We start from the raw sequence: 22,699 nt of genomic DNA, 5'->3' as shown, positions 1-22,699 counted from the left end.
GGCACCCTCCAACTCCCGGGCCTCACCGCCCAGCCCGAGTCCTTCGGGACGCCACCCGCCAAGTTCGACCTCAACCTCACCTGCGTCGAGAACCGCGACGCCGCCAACGCGCCCTCCGGCATCCTCGCTGTTCTCCACTACGCCACCGACCTCTTCGACCGCGACACCATGACCCTGCTGGCGGACCGCCTGATCCGGCTGCTCGGGGTGGCCGTCGGGGATCCGGAGGTTCCGGTGTCCAGCTGGGAGGTGTTCGACTCTCCCGAGCAGGAGCGGTACTTCCTCAGCCGGGCGGAGCGGGCCCGGGCCGGCGCGGTCGAGGCTGTGGAGGTGCAGGGGCATCGTGGTCCGAGGACGGCGCAGGAGGAGATCCTGTGCGCGTTTTTCGCCGAGGTCCTCGGGGTTCCGTCGGTGGGTATCGACGACAACTTCTTCGCTCTGGGCGGCCATTCGCTCCTGGCGACGCGCCTGATCAGCCGCATCCGCACCACGTTGAACGCAGAGCTCGGCATCCGCGACCTCTTCCGGAACCCGACCGTCGTCGGGGTGATGGAGAAGCTGAAGGAGGGCCGTCCGGCCCGTCCGGCGTTGGTGGCGGGGGAGCGTCCGGAGGTGCTGCCGCTGTCGTTCGCCCAGCAGCGGCTGTGGTTCCTCGACCAGCTCGAAGGCGCCTCTGCCACCTACAACAGCCCGTTCGCTTTCCGCCTGCACGGATCGGTGGACGTCGAGGCCCTGCGCGGGGCGATCGGCGACGTGGTCGGCCGCCACGAGGCCCTGCGGACGATCTACCCCGCGATCGACGGCCAGCCCCGCCAGCTGGTCCTGCCCGCCCAGGACGTCCAGGTGCCCTTCAGGGTCGAGCCGTGCACGGCGGACGAGGCCGCGGGGCGGATCGAGGCCGAGGCCTTCACCGCCTTCGACCTCTCCGCCGAACTCCCTCTGCGGGTGGCCCTGTTCACCCTCGGCGCGACCGAGTCCGTCCTGGTCCTGACCCTGCACCACATCGCGAGCGACGGGTGGTCCTCCGGTCCGCTCTGGTCGGGCATCGCCTCGGCCTACCGGGCCCGCCTGGCCGGCCTCGTCCCCGACTGGGAGCCGCTGGCCGTCCAGTACGCGGACTACACCCTCTGGCAGCACAACGAGCTCGGCGACACCATGGACCAGCAACTCGCCTACTGGTCCGAAGCACTGAGGGGTTCGCCGCAGGAAGTGGCTCTGCCCTTCGACCGGCCCCGCCCCGCCACCGCCTCGCACGAGGGCGACCTGCTGCAGTTCCACGTCGGCCCCGAGCTGCACGCCGAACTGGACGCGGTGGCGCGTCGGCACGGCGTGACGCTCTTCATGGTCCTGCACGCGGCCCTGGCGGCTCTGCTGTCCCGCCTGGGCGCCGGCACGGACATCCCCATCGGCACCGTCGTCGCCGGACGCTCGGACCAGGCGCTGGACGACCTGGTCGGGTTCTTCGTCAACACCCTGGTCCTGCGGACGGACCTCTCGGATGCCCCCAGCTTCGGCGACCTGCTGGGCCGGGTCCGGGACACCGACCTGGCGGCGTTCACCCACCAGGACCTGCCGTTCGAGCGGCTCGTCGAGGAGCTGAACCCCGTTCGCTCCAGCTCCGTGCATCCGCTGTTCCAGGTGATGCTGGTCCTGCAGAACAACGACGAGGGCACCCTTCAACTCCCGGGCCTCACCGCCCAGCCGGAGTCCTTCGGGATGCCGCCCGTCAAGTTCGACCTCAACCTCACCTGCGTCGAGAGCCGCGACGCCGCCGGCGCTCCCTCCGGCATCCTCGCCGTTCTCCACTACGCCACCGAGCTCTTCGACCGCGACACCATGGCCCTGCTGGCGGACCGCCTGCTCCGGCTGCTGACCGCCCTGGTCGCGGACCCGGACCAGTCGATCGAGGCGGTCGACATCCTGAGCCCGGCCGAGCGCCGGCAGATCCTCGTCGAGTGGAACGACACCACGCGCGTCCCAGCGGACACCGGGCTGGTCCCGGAGGTCTTCGAGGGGCACGTCCGGCGGACGCCGGACGCGACCGCGCTCGTCTTCCAGGGCGAGGTTCTGACGTTCCGTGAGCTCAATGCGCAAGCGAACCGCCTGGCGCGGCTGCTGATCGACCGCGGGGTGGGGCCGGAGCAGTCCGTGGCCGTCCTGCTCCCGCGGGGTACGGACCTGGTCGTCTCGCTGCTGGCGATCCTGAAGGCCGGGGCCTGCTACGTCCCGGTCGACCCGGAGTACCCGGTCGAGCGGGTCGGGTACATGCTCGACAACTGCCGCCCCGGCCTGGTGATCACCGGTCGGGACACCGCCGAGCGTTTCGCCGGTCTGGCCGGGCGGGTGCCGCACCTGCTGGACCTGGCGGAGCCGTCGCTGGGCGCCGAGCTGGCCCACCGGTCCGACGCCGACGTGTCGGACGCCGACCGGCTCGCGCCCCTGCGTCCCGAGCACGCGGCGTACGCCATCTTCACCTCCGGGTCGACGGGGACGCCGAAGGGCGTGCTCGTCGAGCACCGCTCCCTCGCCAACCTCGTCCACAGCCACCGGGAGGACGTCTACCGGGCCGACATCGCCTCGGCCGGCCGTCCCCTGCGGGCCGCCATGATCGGGGCGACGACCTTCGACGCCAGCTGGCTGCTGCTCTTCTGGCTGCTGGACGGCCACGAGCTGCACCTGGTGGACGACGAGACGCGCCGGACGCCGGAGCTCCTGGTCGACTACATCGACGGCGAGCGGATCGACTACCTGGAGACGACCCCGACCTACTGCCGGCAGCTGGTCGAGCTGGGGATGCTCTCCGAGCAGCGCGCCTCCCGCCCGCGGATCGTGGACGTCGGCGGTGAGGCCGTCGACGAGGCGCTGTGGGATGTTCTGCGGCGGGCCGGGGTCACCGCCAACAACCAGTACGGTCCCACCGAGTGCACCGTGTACAGCACGAACGCCGTGATCGGCGAGTACGAGCGGCCGGTCATCGGCCGGCCGATCCGCAACACCCGGCTCTACGTCCTGGACGGCCGACTGCGGGTGGTCCCGCCGGGCGTTCCCGGCGAGCTGTACATCGCCGGGGAGAGCCTCGCCCGCGGCTACCTGGGCCGGCCGGGTCTGACGGCCGAGCGCTTCGTGGCGGATCCGTTCGGTGCGGCGGGCGAGCGGATGTACCGCACCGGCGACCTCGTGCGGTGGCGCGCCGACGGTGCCCTGGAGTACGTGGGCCGCGCGGACGACCAGGTGAAGATCCGGGGCTTCCGGATCGAGCCGGGCGAGGTCGCCGCGGTGCTGATGGCGCACGAGGCGGTGGCGCAGGCCGCCGTGGTGGTGCGCGAGGACCAGCCGGGGGAGAAGCGCCTGGTGGGCTACGTGGTGCCGGTCGCCGACCGGGCGGCCGACCCGGAGGAGCTTCAGCGCTTCGCCGCGGGCCGTCTGCCGCGGCATATGCTGCCGTCGGCGGTCGTGGTGCTGGCGGACCTGCCGATGACCTCGCACGGCAAGCTGGACCAGCGGGCGCTGCCCGCGCCGGTCGCCGGTGCGGGAGGCGGCGGACGGGCCGCGCGCTCGGCGCAGGAGGAGATCCTGTGCGCGGTCTTCGCCGAGGTCCTCGGGGTGCCGTCGGTGGGCATCGACGACGACTTCTTCCTCCTGGGCGGGCACTCGCTGCTCGCGGCCCGGCTGATCGGCCGGATCCGCACCGCCCTCGGCGCCGAGATCGGCATCCGGGACGTCTTCGACGCCCCCACCGTCGCCGCGCTCGCCGGCCGCTTGGACGACGCGGGGGACGGGGACGGCGCGTTCGCCACCCTGCTGCCGTTGCGCAGGAGCAGCGGCCCGGCGGCCCGGCCGCTGTTCTGCGTACACCCCGCGGCCGGCGTCAGCTGGGTCTACTCGGGCCTGCTCCGCCACCTCGACGGCGGCCGTGCCCTGTACGGTCTCCAGGCCCGCGGCCTGCTGGCCCCCGAGGCCGTTCCGGCCGGCCTCGACGCCATGGTCGACGACTACCTGGCGCTGATCCGCTCCGTCCAGCCGCAGGGCCCGTACGCGCTGCTGGGGTGGTCGTTCGGCGGGGTCGTGGCGCACGAACTCGCCGTCCGGTTGCAGGAGGAGGGCGAGGAGGTCGAGGCGCTCACCCTGATGGACAGCTTCCCGAGCGGGGGCGGCGGCGGATCGGCCGAACCGGCCCGGGAGTTGACCGGTGCGGAGGCCGTCCGGGCGCTCCTGGAGTCGCTCGGCCACGACCCGGAGTCCGCGCGGGCCGCGGACGGTCCGTTCGCCCTGCTCGGCGACGCCGCGCTGGAGGCGATGGCCAGGGTCTTCCTCGCGAACATCGCGGTGCTGGACTCCTTCAAGTCCCGTACGTTCAGGGGCGATGTGCTGTTCTTCGAAGCGACCAGGGAGGAGCCGCGCCCCCCGGTGCGGCCGGAGGACTGGCGGGCCCACGTCACCGGTCGGATCGAGGTGCACCGGGTGACCGGGCGGCATGGTGAAATGACGAGGCCCGATCAGCTCGCCCAGATCGGCCCCGTTCTCGCCGCCTGGCTGGCCGGCGGGCGCGACCGGTCCTAGCCGGCGGGGCCGGCGGCCCGTGCGCCGACCGGCGTACGGGCCGCGCGGCGGTCCTGCTCCCCGCGCCGGCGTCGGCCGCGGGGTGCCGGAGGGGACGCAACCAGTGGGCGGCTCCGGGCAGTTCGGATTTCCTACCGCGACAGATCGGAGCGTTCAATGGGCAACGGCACACGTGGCGGCTTGCTCCGCCGCCACCGGGACTTCCGGCTCCTCTGGTTAGGCGAGACGGCGGGGCGCTTCGGCCAGTCGGTCACGGTCCTCGCCGTTCCGCTGATCGCCGTGTCGACCCTGCACGCCGACACCTTCGAGGTCAGTCTGCTGAGCGCGGCGCCCTGGGTGCCGTGGCTGGTCATCGGCCTTCCGGTGGGCGTCTGGGTGGACCGGCTGCGGCGCAGGCAGGTGATGTTCTGGGCCAACGTCATCTGCTTCGCGCTCTTCGCCAGCGTTCCGGTCGCGGCGTGGGCCGGAGTGCTGGGGGTGACCCAACTGCTGCTCGTGGCCCTGCTCGCGGGCGCCGCCACGGTGTTCTTCCAGACCGCGTACACCGCCTACCTGCCGGACCTGGTGAAACCGGAGGACCAGGCCGAGGGCAACGCCAAGCTCCAGGGCAGCGCCTCCGCGGCGCAGATCGCCGGGCTCGGCTGCGGCGGCCTGCTCATCCAACTCGCGGGCGCCGCCAACGGGATGCTGGTCAACACGACGACCTTCCTGCTGGCGACCCTCTGCCTGGTCGCCATCCGGCACCGGGAGTCCGCGCCCGAGCGGGTCCAACGGCCGCGCGGCGCCATGGCCAAGGAGATCCGGGAGGGGCTGGGACTGCTCTTCGGCGACCCCTTCCTGCGGAGCCTGGCGCTCTTCGGAGCGGCGTCCAACCTCGCCCTGACCGGGTACCAGTCGCTCATGGTCGTCTTCCTGGTCCGTGAGGTCGGCCTGTCCTCCGGCGAGATCGGCAGCCTCGCGATGGTCAGCGGCATCGGCGGTGTGCTGGGGGCGTTCGTCGTGCGTCGGGTCAGTGCCAGGCTGGGCAGCGGACGCGCCCTGCTGGTGTTCGAGCTGGTGCTGCCGGCGCTGGCCCTGCTCATCCCGCTGGCCGGCCCCGGGTGGGGCCTGCTGATGATCGTCCTCGCCTACAGCGGGGTGGCGATCGGCATCGTGGCGGGCAACGTCATCAAGTCCGGGTTCGTCCAGAGCTACGTCCCGAGCGCCGTGCTCGGCCGGCTCGTGGCGAGCTCCGCGTTCCTCAACTACGGGACGATGCCGCTGGGCGCCCTGCTCGGGGGCGCGCTCGGCACCTGGCTCGGCCTGCGCCCGGCCCTGTGGATCCTGACCGCGGGCGTACCGGCGGCGGCCCTCTTCCTCTACTGCTCCCCGATCCGCCGCCACCGGGACCTGCCGACCGGGCAGCTGCCCGGGCACCGGCCGCAGGCCGAGCCGGAAGCGGTCGAGGCGGTGCGGTAGAGCTTGTCGCGGAAGGTTCGGGCGCCGGGTCGGGGCACCTGAACGGGGGAGTCCCCCGCGCGGCGGGCGGGTGCGGCCGGTGAGCATGTAGTCCGACCGCCCGTGGCGCCGGGCCGGGTCCGCGGCGCGCGTCGGCGGGCGGGCACGGCCGCCCCGGGAACCCGCGGCGCAGGCCCGCGAGCCCCGCCGGGGGACTCCCCGAGGAAGGACGTACCCGCCATGGAGGCATCGGCACAGATCGGCGTGACGGGGCTCGCGGTGATGGGCCGCAACCTGGCGCGGAACTTCGCCCGCAACGGCTACACGGTCGCGGTGCACAACCGGAGCGAGGGCCGGACCAAGTCCCTGGTCGAGGAGTTCGGCCACGAGGGCGCGTTCGTCCCGGCGTGGTCGCCGCAGGAGCTGGTGGCCGCGCTGGAGCGCCCCCGCCGGCTGCTGATCATGGTGAAGGCCGGCCGGGCCACCGACGAGGTCATCGAGGAGTTCGCCCCGCTGCTGGAGGCGGGCGACATGCTCATCGACGGTGGCAACGCCCACTTCGCCGACACCCGCCGCCGGGAGCGGGCGCTGCGCGAGCGCGGCATCCACTTCGTCGGGACCGGCGTCTCCGGCGGGGAGGAGGGCGCGCTGCACGGCCCCTCGGTGATGCCCGGCGGCTCCGCCGAGTCCTACGCCGTGCTCGGCCCGATGCTGGAGCGGATCAGCGCCCACGTGGACGGCGACCCGTGCTGCACCCACATCGGCACCGACGGGGCCGGCCACTTCGTGAAGATGGTGCACAACGGCATCGAGTACGCCGACATGCAGCTCATCGCCGAGGCCTACCACCTGCTGCGGGAGGTCGGCGGGTACGCCCCCGCCGAGATCGCCGAGACCTTCCGGCGCTGGAACGAGGGGCGGCTCGACTCCTACCTGATCGAGATCACCGCCGAGGTGCTCGCCCACACCGACGCCGCCACCGGCGAGCCCTTCGTCGACGTCGTCCAGGACGCCGCGGAGCAGAAGGGCACCGGACGCTGGACCGTCCAGACCGCCCTCGACCTCGGCTCCCCGGTCACCGCCATCGCCCAGGCCACCTTCGCCCGGGTCGCCTCCGCCCGGGCCGAACTGCGGGCGGCCTACCGGCCGCTGCCCGGGGGCGGCCGGCAGGAGTTGCGCCCGCACGAGGCCGAGCGCTTCACCCGGGACGTCGAGCAGGCCCTCTACGCGTCCAAGGTCATCGCCTACGACCAGGGCTGGACGATGATCCGCGACGCCGCGGCCGAGTACGGCTGGGACATCGACCTGGGGGCGGTGGCGAGGATCTGGCGCGGCGGGTGCATCATCCGCGCCGCGTTCCTCGACCGGATCCGTGCCGCCCACGCGGCCAACCCCGACCTGGTCAGCCTGCTCGCCGAGGAGGAGTTCGCGGCCGAGGTCTCGGACGCCCAGGCGGCCTGGCGCACGGTGGTGGCCGGCGCGGCCCAGCACGGCATCCCGGTGCCGGCCTTCTCCGCCGCGCTCGCCTCCTACGACACCCTGCGCAGCCCGCACCTGCCCGCCGCGCTGATCCAGGGGCAGCGCGACTTCTTCGGCGCCCACACCTACCGCCGCACCGACCGCCCGGGCAGCTTCCACACCCTCTGGGCCGAGCCCGGCCGCCCCGAGGTGCGGACGGACGGCGCAACGGCGTAGCCGGACGGCCCCGGCGCCCCGGGGGCAGGCGTCAGGGCCTCTCCGGGGCGGGCCTCAGGGCTTCTTCGGGGCGGGCCTCAGGGCGTCTCCGGGACGGTCTTCCGCTCCGCCGCCCGCTCGATCTCCGCGAGCATGTCGCGCGGGAACCAGAGGCTGCTCGCGCCCGCGAGGGCGACGGCCGCCGCGCCGACCAGCACCGGCACGATGCCGACCCGGGAGGCGAGCCACCCGCCGAGGAAGGCGCCGACGGGCAGGGTGGCGGTCAGCACGGCTTGGAGGAAGGCGTTGACGCGGCCCAGCAGGTGGGCGGGGGTGACGAGTTGGCGCCCGGTGGTCATGGCGATCGACCAGATGGTGGCCATCAGCCCGAACAGCAGCTGGTACAGGACCAGCACGGCGAAGGACAGCCCCAGGGACGCCGCCGGGATGAGGAAGAGGGCGGCGCCCGCGCCCACGGCGCAGAGCCGGATGGCCCGGGCCATGCCCAGCGCCCGGGTCACCGAGGTCGCGACCAGCACGCCGGTGCCCATGCCGACGGCGTACGCCGCGTAGACCGTGCCGAGCTGCCACGGGGGCAGCTGCAGCTCCCGGTCGGCGTACAGGACGAACAGGCCGCCGCCGGCCCCGCCGCCGAGGTTGAGCCCGGCCGCGGCCAGCGCCTGGCGGCGCAGCAGGGTCTCGCGCCGGATGACCGCGAGGCCCTCCCGCAGGGCGTCGAGGCGGGAGCGCGCGCCGCTGCCCGCCTCCTGTGCGGACCGGTTCAGCGCGGCCGGCAGCGCGAGGAACAGGGCCCCGCCGACGAGGTAGGCGGCGCACTCGACCAGCAGCGCCGAGGCCGGGTCGATCAGGCCGATCAGGATGCCGCCGAGCGCCGGCCCGCCGATCAGGCCGATGGTCCGGGCCCCGGTGAGCGAGGAGTTGGCCGGCAGCAGGCGGTCCGGGGGCACCAGGCGGGGCAGACAGGACTGCAGCGCGACGCCCTGCGCGGAGTTCAGCGCCCCGGAGGCGGCGGCCGCGGCGAACAGGTGTGGCCAGGTCAGGCCGTCCAGCGCGGCGGCGAGCGGCACGCTGCCGATGGCGGGGACCTGCAGCCAGGACACCGCTACCAGCATCCGCCGCAGCCGGGCCCGGTCGACGGCCACGCCGATCAGCGGGCTGAGCAGGACGCCGGGCAGGTAGGTCATCGCCATCAGCGCCGAGGCGCCGAGCGGGCCGGCGTGCAGGTGGGCGATGGCCAGCAGCGGCAGCGCCAGCGCGGTGACCTGACGCCCCACCGAGCTGGTCATCTGCTCCGTGACCAGCAGTAGCAGCGGCCGGTGTCGGCGCAGCGGTACGGATTCCGGGGCCTTGGCCTTGGCCGGGGTCGCGGGCGGGGTCGCGGGCGGGCCGGACTCCGGGGGTATGGACGACTCCTCGGCCGTGGAGGATCCCATGTATCAAACTCCTGTGTCGGGTACGGTCCGGTGGCGGATGCGGGGCGGGAGCGTCACCGCCCAGCCCCGGGTGACGAGCACGAGGCCTCGGACGCCGGCACGGACACCGCCTCACGGCCCGTACTGCTGGGGTCGTCCAGGGCGGTGGGGGTCAGGCAGGCCCGGAAGGTGGCCACCAGGTCGGGGTGGTCCAGGGCGAAGCGGGCCGAGGCGTCCGGGGCGCGGCGGTCGCGGACCTGGAGGACGTCCGGTCCCCGGATGCGCAGGCCCCACGTGCTCTCGGCGGCCCGTGGCGGGGAGTCACGGAAGTAGTCCATGCCGATGATGCTGTCGACCGTGATGACGTCGAGCAACTTGTGCTGGTGGACGAGCCGTTCGGTCTCGGACTACGCCCGGCTCGCGGCCGTGGAGAAGGCGTACGACCCGGCGAACGTCCTGCGCGGCAACCTGAGCATCCGACCCGAGGAGGGGTAGGTGTACGCGGTGGCGGTCCGGGCCCGGGCTCAGTTCGGCGCGGAACCGCCCGGCCCGGCGACCAGCCAGTGCGCGGGCAGCTCGATCCGGGTGCCGTCGGCGGCGGACTCCGTGGTGGCCAGCGGCAGTTCGCCGGTGGCGAGGACGTCGAGGCCGGCCGTGCGGAACAGCTCCGGGAAGACCGCGTCGGCGACCTCGGCGGGGGCGAGCCCGTGCGAGAACACCGGGCGCAGCTTCGGCGGCGGACCGTCCGGGGCGTGGACGAGCTCGCCCAGCACGCCCTTGGCCGCCTCGGCGAGCTCGAACACGAAGGCCCGGCCGCGGTCCCCGAGCAGGATGCGAATGGCCTCGACCACCCGTGGGCGGTCGGCCGGCTCGCTCTGGTGGATCACCCCGCGCACGTACACGTTGGCGTCGCCGAGGCGCTGGTGGAGCGCCCGGACGGCCTCGGGGTCGGTGGCGTCCAACCGGGTGAACTCGGCCCGCCCGGCCGGGTCGCAGCGCCGGGCGAGGTCCAGCGCGGCGGCGGACAGGTCGACCCCGAGGGCGAGCGGGAAGCGCTCGGCGAGGAAGCGGGTCTGGGTGCCGTTGCCGCAGCCCAGGTCGACGATGGGCAGCGCGGGGTCCGCCAGGTGCGGGCGGAGCAGCGTGAGGTGGCGTTCGGCGCTGCGGGCCGGCTCCGCGTCCCAGATCACCCCGCCCGGTTCCTCGGGCGCGTCGCGCCAGAAGCCCTCCCAGGCGTCCAGGTACCGACTCGTCACGCTCATGGCGGAGGCCTCCGGGTGGTGCGCGGGGTGTCTGGCTCGTGTCTATCGGTACCCGGCCGGGGCGGCAAGCGGGTACCGGCGGTCGGCGGCGGGCGTGCGCGGACGGCGTGCGGGGGGCGCGTACGGCGGCGCGCGGGATCGGCTCGCGAGGTCAGCCCGCAGGGTCAGCCCGCGGCGCGCGCCTGGCGCAGCAGGTAGAGGCCGGAGGCGGCGGCGAGCACCGCCATGCAGGCGGCGAAGACCAGGCCCGCGTGGGTCAGGCCGAGCGGCCCGGTCAGCAGGCCCACCCCGATGACCGGGATCGAGATGCCGAAGTAGGCGACCACGAACAGCGCCGAGAGGGCGCCGCCGCGGTGCTCGGGGGGAGCGGCCGCGGCCACCTCGCCCACCGCCCCGCGCAGGCCCATGCCCTGCCCGGCGCCGCCCGCCAGGGCGCTGAGCACCAGCGGCGGCAGGCTCTCCCAGGCGAGCGAGGCGGCCAGCAGGGCCATCCCGGCGATCAGCACCAGGCAGCCCAGCGGCACCGCCCGGGCGGTGCCCAGCCGGGGCACCAGGAGCTGGCCGAGGGTGGAGGCGAAGAAGGCCGTGAAGACGACCAGGCCGACCACCGCGCGGTTGTGGACGCCCAGACCGGTGGCGAGGAAAGCGGGACTGACCGAGGTGAACAGGCCCAGCAGGGAGAAGCCGGCGAACGCGGCGATCCCGGCCGGCACGAACACCCGGCGGACCTCCGGCGGCAGCGCCGGCCGGTCGGGTCGGGCCGTGCGCAGCGGACGGGCCCCGGCGACCGTCTCCGGGAGCATCCAGGTGAGGGCGAAGGAGACCGCGAGCAGCCCCAGGTGCACGACGAACGGCAGCACCAGCGGGTACGGGGCGTACTGCGAGAGCAGGCCCGACAGCAGCGGCCCGCAGCCGAGCCCGCCCATGTTGGCGGCGGTCGCGACGAAGCCCGCGCGGGCCTGGTGCCCGGGCGGGGCGAGCTCCAGCACGTACGCCGTCCCGGTGCCGGTGAACAGGCCCGCCGAGAACCCGGACAGCAGTCGGCCCAGGCAGAGCAGGGCGACGCTGTCCGCGGTCAGGAAGACCACGGCGCTGGCGGCCGAGCAGACCAGCCCGCAGAGCAGCACGGGCCGGCGCCCGACGGAGTCCGAGACGTTGCCGATCAGCAGCAGGACGCCGATAACACCGAAGGCGTACACCGCGAACACGACCGTCACCGTCAGCTCGGAGAAGCCGAGCTTCTCCTGGTACAGGCCGTAGAGCGGGGTGGGCAGCGTGGTGCCCGCCATGCAGACGGCGAACGCGGCGGCGGCGACGAGGTGGCCCACCCGGGCCGTACCAGGCCCGGCGGTCCGACGATCGGTCATTCGCCCACGATAGGCGCGCGCCCGGGAGGGGGGCCGTGCCGTGCGGGGGAGCGCTGCGCCGAATGGCCGTCCGGCCGTGCCCGGCGGCTATCGGGCGCGGGAGGGTGAGGTCAGCGGTCCGGGTACCAGGTGGATTCGAGGGCGATGGTGCCGTCCGGCCGGGGCACGGGGCGCCACCGGGCGCGCAGACCGGCCGGACGGGCGGCCGGCCGGGGCGCGCCCAGGGCACCGAGCACGGTGCTGTCGAGCGGGCTGGCGGCCAGCCGGTCCAGCACCCGCGCGCAGGCGCCGCGCAGGCCGTGGCCGTGGCGGCGCGCGTCGGGGACGTCGGAATGGAAGGCAGCGAGGACGGACATGCGGCTCACCTCCGGAGCGACCTGCGGGTCGTGCAGGCGTGGTCCGTCCAGCTTCGGGCCGTCCGGGGGCACCGGGCTCCGGATTGACGGGCTATTGACGGCTGCCGACACTCCGCTGACGAACTGCTGACGCGGAGGCGGTCTCCGCGCCCGCCGCCGTTGGTCCCCGCGCCCGCCGCCGTCGGTCCCGGCCCCGCTCGCTGGAGGTCCGCCCGGTGGCGGGACGCGGGGTCAGCCCGTCGCCTGCCCGGCCTTGCCCTGGTGCATCCAGGCGATGACGTCCAGCACCCGCAGCACGCCGATGTCCTCGCCGATCCCGGCCTCCGTGCGGAGCTCCGCCAACCGGGCGCGGAACGCCCCGCCGTCCGCGCGCAGGGCGTCGGCCAGCGCGGACCAGAAGGTGGTGTCGACCTTCGGCCGCCGGAAGAGCGCCTTCACCCGGATGTCGTAGACGGGTATCAGGTGCGGCCGCTTGCGGGCCAACAGCTTGCCCGCGACGACGGGGCCGACCCCGTCCGGCTTGCCCGGGTACGCGGCGCGGGGGTTCGCCAGCCGGTCCCACAGTTCGGCGGCCGGCCCGCCGGGGGCGATCAGCGGGGCACTGGCCGGGTCCTCCAGCCGGGCGTCGCGGGGGATCGCGGACAGCAGCCGGCCCCAGTGCCCGTCGGGGTCGGTGAGCAGCTCGACGGCTCCGTGCGGCTCGACCGAGACGCTCAGCATGGTGATCGCGAGCAGATCGTCGGCGGTGAAGGCGTCCGCCGTCTCCGGGCGGTCGCCGCCGCCGGCGAGCCGCTCGAAGTGGGCGCCCGTGTAGTACTGGTCGCCCTTCGCCCGCCGCCGGGTGAAGTAGTCGCGCAGCAGCCGGACCGAGGCCCCGGTGTCCCCGTACACCGGGGGAATCCACAGCGCCGTCATGAGGGACCCCCTTCGAATCCGTGCGTCCGGGGGCAGTGTGGCAGAGGGGTCCGACAATCCGGTCCGGAGGCCGCTGAACCGGGCCGGTGCCGGGGGCCGTAGGACCGTAGTGGGCGCGCAGCGGTGCGTCCGCGAAGCGGCGGGCGCGTCCGCGAGGAACCCGGGAGGAAGTGGATGCAGTCCCGACGCGACCAGGTGCGGGCGCACCCGGTCGTGCTGAAGAGGCCGGTCCCGGATGTGTTGCGGGCGGAGCCCGACGCACCGGACACCCCCACCCGGGACGCCACGACGGGCCCGGCGGAGGAGGAGTGATGGGCGCTGTGGAGGCCCCGGAGGCGGTCGGCGCCTCGACGCTGCGGGCGCTCGGCGCACACTACGTGATCGCACCGCCCGGGGCGGAGGCCGACGGACTGGCCGAGGCGCTGGCACCCGTACGCGCCCAGCCGGGGGCGCTGCTGCTGCTCGCCGCCGCCGAGGACGCGGCGCCCGTCCTGCTCGCCTCGCTGGACGAACTCGCCCGGGCCGCGCGCGGGCGCGACGCCGACGTGCTGGTGCTGGCCGCCTCCGGACTGGCCGCGGTCGGCCCCGACGGCCGACGGCCTGCCGAACTGCTCGCCCGGCGCAGCGGGTTGACCGTCGTCGCACCGGACACGGTGGTCAGCGTCGAGCCGGACGGCACCCTGCCGGCCGTGGACGGGACGTGGTGGCGCTGCCGGCCCGGCGGGGGAGCGGAGCCGCTCGGCGGCCGCTGGCCCGCCGACGCGACCATCACCCCGCTGGCCGGCGGGGCGTACTGGATCACCGACGCGGCGGTGGGACCGGTCCGCCCCGCCGTGCTGGACCGGGCCTTCGCACCGCGCGACCGGCTGCTGATGATCATCGGCGCGCCCGCCCGGTCACTGCCCAGCGGTGCCCAACTGGCCAGTGCGGCGACCCTGTTGAAGGAGCAGGCGCCCCATCGGGAGTACCTCGCGCTGAGCGCGCCGTGGGCCGCGCCGCTCGAACTCATCGAGACGGCCGCCGTGCTGGCCGCCTCGCTCGGGCAGGAGGTGCGGGCGGCGATCGGCGTGCCGGTGGCCAGGTCGGGCGTGCCGGGGGCGCCCGGGTGCGGCGTGCGGCACGTCCACGTGGCGCCGGACGGGGGCGAGGGCTGGGAACCGTACCTCATCGAGTTGTCCGCCCGCCCGCGCGAACGCACCGTCACCGCCGTCGGCTGGCGCGTCGGGCCCGGCCCGGGTGTGGGGTCTGGGGCGGAGCGCTTTCCGGCTCTCCCCGGCCCGGGTGCGGGGCCCGGTCCGGGCCGCTTCCCGGCCTTTCCCGGCCCGCCTCCGGTGCCCGGCGCGGGGCGTTACCCGGTCTTCCCGGGCCCGGCTGTGGGGCCTGGGATGGGGCGCTTCCCGGCTCTCGCCGGCCCGCCCGCGGGGCCCGGAATGGGGCGGCTTCCCGCTCTCCCCGGCCCGCCCGCGGCCCCTGGGGCGGGCCGTTTTCCGGCTCTCCCCGCGCCGCCTTCGGTGCTCGGGGCGGCGCGCTACCCGGCCTTCCCCGGCTGGGAGGTAGAGGCGGTGGCGGCCGGACTGTGGCTGCGCCCGGCCGCGACCCCGGAGCGGGGCCCCCGGCTGCGTCGGCCGGACCCGGCCCAGCCCGTGCTGGTCGTGGGCACGCCGGGCCGCCCGGTTCCGGACGCGGTCTGGGACCACCTCGGTACGGTGCTGGGCTCGCTCCCGGCCGGGCCGGTACGCCTCGCGCTCGTGGTGGCGGGGGTGTTGGACGTGGAGTCGGCCGCGGTGGGGCGGTTCTGCGCGCGGCAGTACGGGCTGGACTGGGTCGGCGAGGAGGCGGTCGAGGCCGCGGAGGTGCGGGTGGCCGTGCTCGGTTCCGAGCCGGTGACGGCTCCGGAGCCCGTCGCCACGGTGCCGACTTCGGAAGGGGCGTCGGTGGCGGAGGCTCCCGGGGAGGCCCATGAGGGAACAATATTGGCCCCTGAGGTCGTCGTGGAGGAGCCTGAGGAGTCGGTTGCCGAAGTCCCGCTAGCAGAGCCCGAGTTGCTGTCCGAGCCTGAGGTGGAGGAGCCGGTCGCCGAGGCCCCGGCAGTCGAGCCCGAGCCCGAGGTGCCCGCTGCGACGCCCCCGGCCCCGGAACCGTCCCCGGAGCCGGAGCCGTCGGAGCCCGCCACCCCCGCCGGGGACGGCGAGGCCCTGGTCGCCCAACTCGGCTCCGCCTACGAGCCCTTGGCCCGACGGGCCGAGGACGTCGCCGCCCGGCTGCCCGCCCTGCGCGCCCAGGCGGAGGACGGCGACCAGGGGCCCGAGCTGGTCGCCCTCCTGCTGCACGCCGGCGACTCCGGTCCCCTGGCCCCGCGCGCCGAACTCCTCGCGGCGGCCCGCTCCGGCGAGCCCGGCCGCTACGGCCCGTACCTCCGCTGCCTGGCCGCCGGCCTGCGGCGGCTGCCCGGGTACTACGGCGGTGTGCTGGTCGCCGGTCCGGCGCGGGCCTGCGACCTCGCCGCGTACGCCCCGGGCACGGTGCTGACCGAGCGGGCCCCGGTGACCGCCCTGGCGGTGCCCGAGGCGGACCTGGGGGAGGACGTCGGGATCGAGTTCGCCATCTGGTCCGTCGGCGGCCGCCGCAGCTCGGCCTTCGGCGAGCCGGGCGACCCGCCCATGGTGGTCTTCGTCCCGGGCGCGGAGTTCGAGGTGGTCGAGGTCCAGCCGGCGGACCCGGAGGCGGGCCGCCCGGCCCGGGTCCTGCTCCACGAGATCGGCGGCGTCCGCCCGAGCCCCGAGCGGCTGCGCACCTGGCTCGCCCGCCGCGACGCCGTCGCCCCCGCCGACCGCGTCCGCCCCGCCGACCCCTCCCGCTACGCCCTCGCCCTGGGTGTCGGCTCCGGCCCCGCCGACTGACTGTCGGTGGGGCCGGATACGGTGCGTCCCGGAGCCGGACCACAGGAGGGGTCATGGAAGCAGGGGAAGCATCCGTCGCCGCGCTGAAGGCCGTCATGTCGCCGCACGACGGCGCCGACGAGCAGGTGGACTGGGCCGCGGTGGGCCAGGCCTGGGGCGTCCGGTTCCCCGCCGACTACGTGGCGTTCATGGCCACGTACGGGGCCGGTGGAATCGACGAGGCGTTCGGCGTCCTGGCCCCCGAGGCGAGCACGGCGCCGCCCGAGGGCCCGGGCTTCGGCAGTGCGGCCGGGGAGACCGCCATCCTGCGGAGCCTCTGGTCGACCGAGGGCGGGCCGGCCGGCGTCGAGGCCGGGCCGGACTCGGTGATCGCGTGGGGGGTGAGCTGCGGAGCGGACATCCTCGGCTGGCTCACGGTCGACGACGACCCCGACAAGTGGCCGGTCCTGGTGTGGGAGCGCCACGGGTCGCCGAACTGGCAGCTCTACGACTGCGGGATGGCGGAGTTCCTGCGCCGCCTGTTCACCGAGGGCTTCGACCGCTGTCCGCTCAGCGACGCCTCCCTCTGGGGCGATCCGTCCCCGCACTTCGTCCACTGGCGTGAGGAGCGGCGCCGCATCGAGGAGCGGTTGGACCCGTACACCGGAGAGCCGCTCTCCTGGTCCTTCTGAACCACCCGGTGAACCCCGCACGGGCGGCCGGCCGTCGGACGGAACACAGGGACGTGGTCGGCGGGAGGGGCGCGGGGTGGGACCCGGCCGGTGACGGGCGCGGAGCCGGTCCGGACGGCCGGGTCCGAGGCGCGCCGATTTCGGCTGAACCGGTTCGGCCGTGCGGGCCGTAGCTCCCCACAGGAGTGTCATCGAGCACAGGGGATGCATGGTGGGCGAGGAGCAGCGCGGCGGGCCGGAGCGGAGGCCGGGCGGCTTCCGGCTCCCGGCGGTGAACTGGGCGTTGGCGGCCGAGGCGGACCAGGGGAAGCCGCCGGAGGCGCCCGTGAGCGCGGAGACGGCGGCGCCGCCCGCGCAGCCGGGCGCCGGTGGCGGTACCAGTACCGGTACCGGTGTCAGCGCCGGGACCACGGGCGCTGCGACGAGCGGGGCACGGACCGGTCCGAAGCCCGAGGACGGGTCCAAGCCCGCGAGCCCCGCGCCGACGGTCCCGCCCGCGCGGCTGGGTGCCGGTCCCGAGGCCGGCGCCGGGTCGAAGCCCGCGAGCCCCGCGGCGCCGGTGCCGCCCGCGAGGTCGGGCGCCGAGGCCGGTGTCAGCGCCGGGTCCAAGCCCGCGAGCCCCGCGCCGGTGGTGCCGCCCGCGACGTCGGGTGCCGGTGCCGGGTCCAAGCCCGCGAGCCCCGCGCCGACGGTGCGGCCCGCGCAGCCGGGCGCCGGCGCCAATGGCGGTGCCAGTACCGGTGTCAGTGCCGGTGTCAGTGCCGGGGTCACCGGCGCTGCGACGAACGGGGCACGGACCGGGCCGAAGTCCGAGGCCGGGCCCAGGTCCGCGAGCGCCGAGACGGCGGTGCTGCCCGTGCAGCCGGGCGCCGGTGTCGGCGCCGGAGTCGGTGTCAGTTCCAGGGCCACGGGCGCCGCGACGAACGGGGCGCGAACCGGACCGAAGCCCGCGTCCGGGCCCAAGTCCACGGTTGGAGCCAGGCCCCCGGCCGGGACCGGTATCGGGCCGGCGCCCCTGCCGTCCCCCGCCAAGGGCCCGACGGCACCCGTCGGCCCGGCGACCCCCGCGGGGCCCGTGGGTCCGGGGGACCCTGGGCCGCGCACCGGCCGGGTCTCCCGTCCGATGATCGCCGCGGCCGTCGCCGTCGGCCTGGTGCTGGTCGGCACCTCCGTGATGGTGACCCAGCGCAGCGGCAGCGACCCGCACGGACCGGCCCAGGCCGACGCCCCGCCCGCCAACGTCCCCGGCTTCGACGAGCACGGTGGCACCGCCGGCGGCGTCGCGCCCGACGGGCAGTCGGGCTCGGCGGCACCGCAGCCGGACGGTTCGGCCGCACCGGCGTCGGGCGACCAGGCGGCCTCGGCCCCGAACGGCACCGGCGGCGGCGCTGGTGGCGGTGCCGGCGGTGGCGGGGGCGGTGCCGGTGCGGCCGCTCCTCCCGGCGGCGGTGCCAACCCCGCTGGGGGCGGCGCGAGTTCGGGTGGTGGGGGCGATCGCGCGCAGGGCGGTGCGGCCGCCGCCTCGGGTGGTTCGGGCGGCGGTGGCCCGGCCGCCGGTGGCACGGGCGGCGGCGGTGCGGCCAACCCGGCGCCGAACCAGCCGGCCCCCAACCAGCCGGCTCCGAACAAGCCGGCTCCGAACCCGTCGGCGCCCCAGCAGCCCGTACCCCCGGCCGCCAAGCCGCCCGCACCGGTCACCGTGATCGCCGGCCCGTACTGCTCGGGCGGCGGCCAGTACAAGACCAACGGCTGGTTCGACCAGGGCAGCAGCGGTTGGCGCAACAACTCCGGCGGCTACAGCGGCGACGGCTGCAACGGCACCTACGCCTCGATGCCGATGTCCGGCAACGCCAACAAGGACGACAACGGCAACTCGGTCGTCTGGACCTTCACCGTGGACAAGGTCACCAGCTGCACCCTGTCGGTCTACATCCCGGCCAGCGGCGACGTGAAGCAGGTCGGCGGCAACCCGAGCACCTACACGGTGCAGAGCGGTGGCGGCCAGGTGGGCTCGTTCACCATCAACCAGACGGCGAGCCGGGGCAGTTGGGTGAACAACGGGCCGTTCACCTACCACGGCCCGATCTCCGTCACGCTGCACAGCCGCGGCGTGGACTGGGGCGGCTCCAGCGGCGCCCACCACGCCGCCAGCGCCGTCCGCGCCACCTGCACGGCCTGACCCCGGCGCGCACCGGGGCCCGGACCCGCCGAGCCACCGAACCGCTGAGTCACCAAACCACCGAGCGACCGAACCACAACGCCCCACGACGAAGGGAACCCCAGGCATGTCGCGCCCGGTGCTGACGGTCTGCGCGGAGCAGCGGGAACCCGGCTCCTACCGGACGATCGGCGAGGCCCTCCGGGCGGCCGGCGGCGGCGCGGTGATCTCGGTCCGGCCCGGCCGGTACGACGAGAACCTGGTGCTCACCAGGGCGGTGAGCATCACCGCCGCCGACGTCCGGGGCAGCGTGCGGATCAGCCCCCGGCGCGGTTCGGTGGTCCAGGTGCTCACCGAGGCCGTCCGGTTGACCGGTCTGGTGCTCCAGGGGCAGGACGACGAACTGCCCGCCGTCGACGTCCCGCGCGGCCGCCTCACCGTGCGGGACTGCGAGGTGATCGGCAACGCCTGGACCGCCGTGCTCACCCGCGGGCCGGGCGAACTCGCCATGTGCGGCAGCCGGGTCACCAACCCGGCCGGCGCCGGGCTGGTGGAGACCTCCACCGGCTCCAGCGTGATCGAGGACAGCGTCGTCGAGCACCTGGGCACCTCGGCCGTGGTCATCGGCGAGCGGGCCGACCCGACCGTCCGGCGCTGCGTGCTGCGCGACGCGCGCGGCAACGGCCTGTGCGCCAACGGCGAGGCGCGCGGCGTCGTCGAGGACTGCGAGATCTCCGGCACCGACAAGCCGGCCGTCGCCCTGGAGGAGCGGAGCAGCACGCGCCTGCTGCGCACGGCGATCCGGGACAGCGCGCTCGGCGTCTTCGTCGGCTCCGCCGCCCGGGTCGTGCTGGAGGACTGCACCGTCACCGCCGTGCGCGGCCACGGCTACGTCCTCACCGACGGCACCGACCCGCTGCTGCGCCGCTGCCGCGCCGTCCGCCCCCAGGGGTACGGTCTGCACATCGCGGGCCGGGCCCGGGGCACCCTGGAGGACTGCGAGGTCACCGCCCCCGCCGGGGTCGGAATCCACGTCGGCGGGTCGGCCGGGCCCAGGCTGCTGCGGACGGTGGTGCGCGACGCCGGGACCGACGGTGTCGAACTCACCGGCGGGAGCGCCGCCGAGTTCGACCGCCTGGAGGTCCGCCGCGCGGCCGGCGTCGGCATCGTGGTGCGCGACGGCGCCGACCCGCTGCTGCGCCGCGGCACCGTCACCGCCGCCGGCCGCCACGGGATCGAGGTGCTGGGCGACGGGCGCGGCCGGCTGGAGGACGTCACCGTCGTCGACGCCGGACGGCACGGGGTGCGGATCGCCGACGGAGCCCACACCCACCTCGGCGGCGGCCTGGTGCGCGGCAGCGGGTCCTGCGGGATCTCGGTCGGCGCCGGGGGCGTCGCCATCCTGCGCGACGTCGAGTGCACCGGCAACGCCCTCGACGGCGCCAGCGTCGAACGCGGCGGCGAACTGGCCGCCACCCGCGCCCGGTTGGGGACCAACCGGCGGCACGGGCTGCACCTGCTGCCCGGCTCCCGGGCCACCCTGACCTCCTGTCGGCTCGGCGACAACACCGTGGACGGGCTGCGCTCCGAGTCCGCGGAGCCCGTCCGGCTCACCGACTGCACGGCCGCCGGGAACCAGGGCGCCGGGCTGTGGCAGACCGCGCCGACCGACCGCCTCGTGGTGGAGAACCTCGACAGCCGGGACAACCGCTCGCCGGACGCCCACGGCACGGCGGCCGCCACCACCGTCGCTGCGGACGCCGCCGGCGACGGTACGGAAGCCCCCGCGGAGGAGGCCGTCGGCCCGCAGGCCGTCCTCCGGGCCCTGGTCGGGCTGGAGGGCGTCAAGGAGCAGGTCGCCACCCTGGTCAACCTCGGCAAGCTGACCCGCCGCCGCGAGCAGGCCGGGCTGCCCGCCCTGCCGATGAGCCGGCACCTCGTCTTCGCCGGCCCGCCCGGCACCGGCAAGACCACCGTCGCCCGGCTCTACGGGGCGATCCTCGCCGAACTCGGCGTGCTGCGCAGCGGCCACCTGGTCGAGGTCGCCCGGGCCGACCTGGTCGCCCCGGTCGTCGGCGGGACGGCCCTGAAGACCACCGAGGTGGTCAGGGAGGCCCTCGGCGGGGTGCTGTTCGTCGACGAGGCCTACACCCTGTCGGCGGGCTCAGGCGCGGCCGGCCCGGACTTCGGCCGGGAGGCCGTCGACACCCTGGTGAAGCTGATGGAGGACCACCGCGACGACCTGGTGGTGATCGTCGCCGGGTACGAGGCCGGGATCCGCGGGTTCCTGGCCTCCAACCCGGGCCTGGCGTCCCGGTTCAGCCGCACCGTCGAGTTCCGGAACTACCGCGCCGACGAGCTCGCCACGATCGTCGAGCAGGCCGCCGGCGGACACGGCTACGAGCTCGCCGAGGGCACCCGGGAGGCGCTCGCCGCGCACTTCGACCGGATGCCCAAGGGCGCGGAGTTCGGCAACGGCCGGGCCGCCCGCAAGGTGTTCGAGGAGATGGTCGACCGGCAGGCCTCCCGGCTCGCCGAACTGGAGCACTTCGACAACGCGGCGCTCACCCGGCTGCTGCCCGCCGACGTCGGCGAGGAGTTCGCCCCGGCCCCCGTCGGCGAGGGGCGGGCCGGGGAGCCCGGCCTGCTCGACCGGCTGCGCGCCATGGTCGGCCTCGCCGCCGCCAAGGAGCAGGTCGAGGACCTGGTCAACCTGGCCCGCCAGTCCCGGCGCCGGGTCGAGGCCGGGCTGCCCGCCGCCCTCCTCGGCCACCACCTGGTGTTCTCGGGCCCGCCCGGCACCGGCAAGACCACCGTCGCCCGGCTGTACGGCGAACTCCTCGCCGAACTCGGCGTGCTGCCCTCCGGCCGGCTGGTCGAGACCGCCCGCGCCGACCTGGTCGGCCGCTACCTCGGCCACACCGCCCACCTCACCCGGGACGCCTTCGAACGCGCCCGGGGCGGCATGCTGTTCATCGACGAGGCGTACACCCTGACGCCCCGCGACGGCAGCGGCGGGGACTTCGGGCAGGAGGCGGTGGACACCCTGGTGAAGCTGATGGAGGACCACCGCGACGAGGTCGTGGTGATCGTGGCCGGCTACCGGGAGGAGATGCGCGGCTTCCTCGCCTCCAACCCCGGCCTGGCCTCCCGGTTCTCCCGGGAGGTCACCTTCGAGCACTACGCGGACGAGGAACTCGTCGCCATCGTCCGGGCGCGGGCCGAGACCGCCGGCTACACCTGCACACCGGAGACCCTGGCCGCACTCGGCACCCTGTTCGGCGCCGTCCCGCGCGACCGCTCCTTCGGCAACGGCCGGTTCGCCCGGCAGGTGCTCGAAGCGATGGTCACCCGGCAGGCGGGCCGGCTGTCCCGGGTCGACGTGGTGGACCTGGACGAACTCAGCCTGCTGCTGCCGCAGGACATCCCGGCCGAACGGTTCGGCACCCTCGCGTGACCACGCCGCCGCCCCGCCCCCGGGCGGCGGCCGACCCGGGCTCGGCCGCCGCCGCCGCCGCCCTCGTCCTCGGCCACCGCCCGGACCTGACCGTCGACCAGCCGGCCGAAGACCGGCAAGCCGCCGCCTCCCGCGGCCCTGGCCATCAGTACGGCCACGGCACCGTCGGCCCCGTCGCCGCTGCCACCCCGGCGGTCGTCCTCACCATGCGCCCCGCTCCACCCGACAGCGGCGCCGGCATCGAGGCGGGTCTCCTCGCCCTCACCGTCCTCGCGGCCGTCGCCCTGGCGGCGGTGGCCGCCGCCTTGGCCCCGCGTGCCAGGGGCCGGCGCCCGAGCTGTGCGGAGGCGAGCCGACGGGGCGCCGCTTCCGAGCCGGTCGTCCGGCCGGGGCCGAGGGCCTGACGGGAGGAATCCGCTCGTCGTGGTGATCGGCGCCGTGGGACCATCGGGGCCCGTCGGGGACCGGATACGCCCGGCGGGTGAGGAGCGGCACGGCACGGGAACGGA

Annotated in this window: 16 protein-coding genes; 10 read left to right on the top strand and 6 right to left on the bottom strand. The window is 75.6% G+C overall.

What is annotated here, in order from left to right:
• The 3 genes from ACFRQN_RS13995 to gndA form a co-directional block, all read left to right on the top strand.
• A partial coding sequence (locus ACFRQN_RS13995; protein ID WP_380740469.1) for an amino acid adenylation domain-containing protein occupies positions 1-4,560 on the top strand: 4,560 nt, incomplete at its 5' end.
• A 156-nt stretch (positions 4,561-4,716) separates the two neighbouring features.
• Positions 4,717-6,018 carry an MFS transporter gene (locus ACFRQN_RS13990; RefSeq protein WP_074004955.1) on the top strand — a complete coding sequence of 434 codons (1,302 nt, stop codon included), beginning with the start codon at positions 4,717-4,719 and terminating at the stop codon, positions 6,016-6,018.
• 219 nt (positions 6,019-6,237) lie between these two features.
• Positions 6,238-7,692, top strand: a complete 1,455-nt coding sequence (gene gndA / locus ACFRQN_RS13985; RefSeq protein WP_380740467.1) for an NADP-dependent phosphogluconate dehydrogenase — start codon at positions 6,238-6,240, stop codon at positions 7,690-7,692.
• 77 nt (positions 7,693-7,769) lie between these two features.
• On the opposite strand, the gene ACFRQN_RS13980 is transcribed toward gndA, so the two are convergent.
• Together ACFRQN_RS13980 and ACFRQN_RS13975 are read right to left on the bottom strand one after the other, a co-directional pair.
• Complete coding sequence (locus tag ACFRQN_RS13980; RefSeq protein ID WP_380740465.1) at positions 7,770-9,125, bottom strand: MFS transporter; 1,356 nt, start codon at positions 9,123-9,125, stop codon at positions 7,770-7,772.
• A gap of 53 nt (positions 9,126-9,178) precedes the next feature.
• Positions 9,179-9,442, bottom strand: coding sequence for a hypothetical protein (locus ACFRQN_RS13975; RefSeq protein WP_380740463.1), 264 nt, complete (start codon positions 9,440-9,442; stop codon positions 9,179-9,181).
• Between ACFRQN_RS13975 and ACFRQN_RS13970 the strand changes: the two genes are divergently transcribed.
• Entirely contained in the window at positions 9,441-9,599 is a 159-nt protein-coding gene (locus ACFRQN_RS13970) for a BBE domain-containing protein (RefSeq protein ID WP_380740461.1), read from the top strand. The two genes, ACFRQN_RS13975 and ACFRQN_RS13970, sit on opposite strands and share 2 nt — an antisense overlap.
• Positions 9,600-9,628: 29 nt before the next feature.
• On the opposite strand, the gene ACFRQN_RS13965 is transcribed toward ACFRQN_RS13970, so the two are convergent.
• From ACFRQN_RS13965 to ACFRQN_RS13950, 4 genes are all read right to left on the bottom strand, one after another.
• Positions 9,629-10,366: a class I SAM-dependent methyltransferase gene (locus ACFRQN_RS13965; RefSeq protein WP_380740459.1), complete on the bottom strand. Its 738-nt coding sequence runs from the start codon at positions 10,364-10,366 to the stop codon at positions 9,629-9,631.
• A 164-nt stretch (positions 10,367-10,530) separates the two neighbouring features.
• On the bottom strand, positions 10,531-11,733 hold the full coding sequence (locus ACFRQN_RS13960; RefSeq protein WP_074004952.1) for an MFS transporter: 1,203 nt from the start codon (positions 11,731-11,733) through the stop codon (positions 10,531-10,533).
• Between the two features lie 110 nt (positions 11,734-11,843).
• A complete protein-coding gene (locus ACFRQN_RS13955; protein WP_380740457.1) occupies positions 11,844-12,089 on the bottom strand; it encodes a hypothetical protein in 246 nt (81 codons plus the stop codon).
• 231 nt (positions 12,090-12,320) lie between these two features.
• Positions 12,321-13,004, bottom strand: a complete 684-nt coding sequence (locus ACFRQN_RS13950; protein ID WP_380740455.1) for a DUF6308 family protein — start codon at positions 13,002-13,004, stop codon at positions 12,321-12,323.
• 174 nt (positions 13,005-13,178) lie between these two features.
• On the opposite strand from ACFRQN_RS13950, the gene ACFRQN_RS13945 reads away from it, so the two are divergent.
• The 6 genes from ACFRQN_RS13945 to ACFRQN_RS13920 all read left to right on the top strand — a co-directional run bounded on the left by ACFRQN_RS13945 (position 13,179) and on the right by ACFRQN_RS13920 (position 22,594).
• A complete protein-coding gene (locus ACFRQN_RS13945; RefSeq protein WP_380740453.1) occupies positions 13,179-13,316 on the top strand; it encodes a hypothetical protein in 138 nt (45 codons plus the stop codon).
• Complete coding sequence (locus ACFRQN_RS13940) at positions 13,316-15,904, top strand: hypothetical protein (protein ID WP_380740451.1); 2,589 nt, start codon at positions 13,316-13,318, stop codon at positions 15,902-15,904. The genes ACFRQN_RS13945 and ACFRQN_RS13940 overlap by 1 nt, the downstream gene beginning before the upstream one ends.
• Before the next feature lie 53 nt (positions 15,905-15,957).
• On the top strand, positions 15,958-16,575 hold the full coding sequence (locus tag ACFRQN_RS13935; RefSeq protein ID WP_198959472.1) for a hypothetical protein: 618 nt from the start codon (positions 15,958-15,960) through the stop codon (positions 16,573-16,575).
• Positions 16,576-17,698: 1,123 nt separating this feature from the next.
• The gene (locus tag ACFRQN_RS13930; RefSeq protein ID WP_380740449.1) at positions 17,699-18,754 is read left to right on the top strand and encodes a hypothetical protein; all 1,056 of its coding nucleotides are present in this window, start codon (positions 17,699-17,701) and stop codon (positions 18,752-18,754) included.
• Between the two features lie 106 nt (positions 18,755-18,860).
• Positions 18,861-22,190 carry a right-handed parallel beta-helix repeat-containing protein gene (locus ACFRQN_RS13925; RefSeq protein ID WP_380740447.1) on the top strand — a complete coding sequence of 1,110 codons (3,330 nt, stop codon included), beginning with the start codon at positions 18,861-18,863 and terminating at the stop codon, positions 22,188-22,190.
• Positions 22,187-22,594 carry a hypothetical protein gene (locus ACFRQN_RS13920; protein ID WP_380740445.1) on the top strand — a complete coding sequence of 136 codons (408 nt, stop codon included), beginning with the start codon at positions 22,187-22,189 and terminating at the stop codon, positions 22,592-22,594. The genes ACFRQN_RS13925 and ACFRQN_RS13920 overlap by 4 nt, the downstream gene beginning before the upstream one ends.
• The last annotated feature ends 105 nt before the right edge of the window (positions 22,595-22,699 follow it).

This window comes from Kitasatospora sp. NPDC056800 (assembly GCF_042789775.1).
Classification (GTDB): Bacteria; Actinomycetota; Actinomycetes; order Streptomycetales; family Streptomycetaceae; genus Kitasatospora.
Note: the sequence above shows the minus strand (reverse complement) of the source record. Positions and strands in the feature narration are given on the sequence as shown.

Coding starts and splice junctions, on each gene's coding strand:
- ACFRQN_RS13990 (WP_074004955.1), top strand. CDS start 4,717: ATGGGCAACGGCACACGTGGCGGCTTGCTCCGCCGCCACCGGGACTTC.
- gndA (WP_380740467.1), top strand. CDS start 6,238: ATGGAGGCATCGGCACAGATCGGCGTGACGGGGCTCGCGGTGATGGGC.
- ACFRQN_RS13980 (WP_380740465.1), bottom strand. CDS start 9,125: ATGGGATCCTCCACGGCCGAGGAGTCGTCCATACCCCCGGAGTCCGGC.
- ACFRQN_RS13970 (WP_380740461.1), top strand. CDS start 9,441: ATGCCGATGATGCTGTCGACCGTGATGACGTCGAGCAACTTGTGCTGG.
- ACFRQN_RS13975 (WP_380740463.1), bottom strand. CDS start 9,442: ATGGACTACTTCCGTGACTCCCCGCCACGGGCCGCCGAGAGCACGTGG.
- ACFRQN_RS13965 (WP_380740459.1), bottom strand. CDS start 10,366: ATGAGCGTGACGAGTCGGTACCTGGACGCCTGGGAGGGCTTCTGGCGC.
- ACFRQN_RS13960 (WP_074004952.1), bottom strand. CDS start 11,733: ATGACCGATCGTCGGACCGCCGGGCCTGGTACGGCCCGGGTGGGCCAC.
- ACFRQN_RS13955 (WP_380740457.1), bottom strand. CDS start 12,089: ATGTCCGTCCTCGCTGCCTTCCATTCCGACGTCCCCGACGCGCGCCGC.
- ACFRQN_RS13950 (WP_380740455.1), bottom strand. CDS start 13,004: ATGACGGCGCTGTGGATTCCCCCGGTGTACGGGGACACCGGGGCCTCG.
- ACFRQN_RS13945 (WP_380740453.1), top strand. CDS start 13,179: ATGCAGTCCCGACGCGACCAGGTGCGGGCGCACCCGGTCGTGCTGAAG.
- ACFRQN_RS13940 (WP_380740451.1), top strand. CDS start 13,316: ATGGGCGCTGTGGAGGCCCCGGAGGCGGTCGGCGCCTCGACGCTGCGG.
- ACFRQN_RS13935 (WP_198959472.1), top strand. CDS start 15,958: ATGGAAGCAGGGGAAGCATCCGTCGCCGCGCTGAAGGCCGTCATGTCG.
- ACFRQN_RS13930 (WP_380740449.1), top strand. CDS start 17,699: ATGATCGCCGCGGCCGTCGCCGTCGGCCTGGTGCTGGTCGGCACCTCC.
- ACFRQN_RS13925 (WP_380740447.1), top strand. CDS start 18,861: ATGTCGCGCCCGGTGCTGACGGTCTGCGCGGAGCAGCGGGAACCCGGC.